This window comes from Pseudoalteromonas sp. AOP7-A1-14, from assembly GCF_052376275.1.
Lineage (GTDB): Bacteria > Pseudomonadota > Gammaproteobacteria > Enterobacterales > Alteromonadaceae > Pseudoalteromonas.
The window spans coordinates 1-2,035 of sequence record NZ_JBQSVO010000212.1; the positions used below are offsets into that span (position 1 = coordinate 1).

Annotated in this window: 3 protein-coding genes; 2 read left to right on the plus strand and 1 reads right to left on the minus strand. The window is 36.6% G+C overall.

Going from position 1 to position 2,035, the window contains the following annotated elements:
• On the minus strand, nucleotides 1-203 hold a 203-nt coding region (locus ACT3RM_RS17585; protein WP_444511475.1), incomplete at its 3' end, for a hypothetical protein.
• Between the two features lie 98 nt (nucleotides 204-301).
• On the opposite strand from ACT3RM_RS17585, the gene ACT3RM_RS17590 reads away from it, so the two are divergent.
• Together ACT3RM_RS17590 and tnpB are read left to right on the plus strand one after the other, a co-directional pair.
• Complete coding sequence (locus ACT3RM_RS17590) at nucleotides 302-1,504, plus strand: cytochrome-c peroxidase (RefSeq protein ID WP_444511476.1); 1,203 nt, start codon at nucleotides 302-304, stop codon at nucleotides 1,502-1,504.
• 228 nt (nucleotides 1,505-1,732) lie between these two features.
• The coding region (gene tnpB, locus ACT3RM_RS17595) for an IS66 family insertion sequence element accessory protein TnpB (RefSeq protein WP_444511477.1) at nucleotides 1,733-2,035 on the plus strand (303 nt) is incomplete at its 3' end.

A 2,035-nucleotide genomic window follows, 5' to 3' on the forward strand; every position in this document is an offset into this window, starting at 1 on the left:
TCATTAGTCAACGCAATTGTGCCATTTTTCACATCATTTGTTATGACTGGCGTCGCATTAATTAGGGTCGGATACATATAACTATACTGGCTATCTTCATGTATCTGTGCTGTAACAATTTTAATTTCTGTTTTGTCATCATTACTACTTCCACAACCTGCAAGTATCAAAGATATTGCAAGTAAAGATAATTTATACTTCATTTAACTTCCCAAATGATAATGATAATAGATATCAATTGTATTGCAGCCATGTATAATATTCAACTCCTATTCAGTTTTAAAAAATCATAAATTCCATAATGAAAAATAACCACTTAGTTACCCTGTTGCTAAAAGGCATAAGTAATACTAAATATAAAAAGTTCAAAGAATCATCAATAAAAACTTTGATGAGGCTTTCATCTATTCAGTGTATTAATCATTTAAAGGCTGTCTTCTGGGTATTGTTACTACAAATATTTATATATAGCTCAATTGTTAATGCCTCTAGTAAAAAAACACAGGAATTAAGGCATCAATATTCATTGCAACAGGAAAAGTGGCCAGAAGCAGAAACCACCCATAAAATCCGAGTAGATTATTTAAGCCCCCTGAGAAAAGGCAACGTGAATAGTGCATTGAGCCTGTTAGGAGAAAAACTTTTTTTTGATCCGCAATTATCCCGAAATGGAACTGTTAGTTGTTCTAGCTGCCATGAGAGCAGGCTGTGTTTTCAAGATAGTCGCCCAAAAGCAATCGGAATTAATGGAAAAATAGGTTTAAGAAACACCCTATCTATTATTGGTGTAGAACATTGGAATAGCTTTTTTTGGGATGGTCGAGCTAAAAATGCAATTCAACAAGCTTTAATGCCTATATCAAACCCATTAGAAATGGACTTAGAGCTAGAAATTGCTCTCAGTAGAGTAAATAATGATAAGACATATCAAGCTTTTATTAGGAAAGTATTTAACAAGAACGATATTACTTTGACTGAAATGGCCTTTGCCATTGTCGAATTTGAAAAAACCTTTCCAGCGCCTAATACTCTATATCAGCAATTCATAACTCAAGTACAGGAAAACCCAAAACAAGCTGTAGGAATGTTAAATGACGAGCAATTAAGTGGGCTTCATATATTTAGAACAAAAGCGAAATGTATGACCTGCCATAATGGGGCTCTTTTAAGTGATAGCAATTTCCATATTACGGGATTACATGCTTATGGACGCGTAATGCAAGATCTAGGGCGTTATGATTTTACCAAGAAGCCAAGTGACATTGGTAAGTTTAGAACGCCAAGCTTATTAGGTTTAGAAAGAACAGCTCCTTGGATGCATAACGGTATTTTCAATAACTTAAAAGGTATTATTAATTTTTATAACATGGGGGGTGCTAGACCTAAGCCAGGTAAAAAATATAAAGATGATCCTAATTTCCCTAAAACATCAGAGCTGCTAATACCTTTAGGATTAACTAAGGATGAACGAAATCAATTAGTAGAGTTTTTAAAAATATTATAATATCCCATAATCTCGAAACAGGCATAATGAGGTTTCGATGATGCTGTACAGGTGAGCAGATATAGCCTAACAAGTGTAGTCTAAGCGGGACGGTATAGTTTAAACGGGCAGTTACACAGAATCCGTTACAGGCTCATTGAATTCTGCCAACACCATAATGTCGCTATTACGACTTATTATAAACAACGTGCTTTACTGGCAAAAGACCAGCCTAATTCCACCTTGCCAGTGCACACGCAGTGCCTTACATCATCACGTTTTGTCCAGGTAAAACAAACTACTGAAGTCTGCCCGCAAACTCGTCAAAATACGCTGCAGTTTGATACGCTAACCGGCCAACTCACGTTTCCTATCGATTTAGCGACGGCCGATGCCGTTGATTTTCGAAAATCAATTAATGGTCTGGCGGCGTTGGTGGAAGCAGAGCTTGAACTACCCGTGCTCAGTGGTGCGCTATTTGTGTTTTGTAATAAAGGCCGTGACAAACTCAAACTGCTTTACTGGGATAGCACCGGTTTTGCACTGTGGTAT

Bases quoted from the DNA above. Each gene is read 5' to 3' on its own strand.
- ACT3RM_RS17590 (WP_444511476.1), top strand. From the start codon at position 302: ATGAAAAATAACCACTTAGTTACCCTGTTGCTAAAAGGCATAAGTAAT.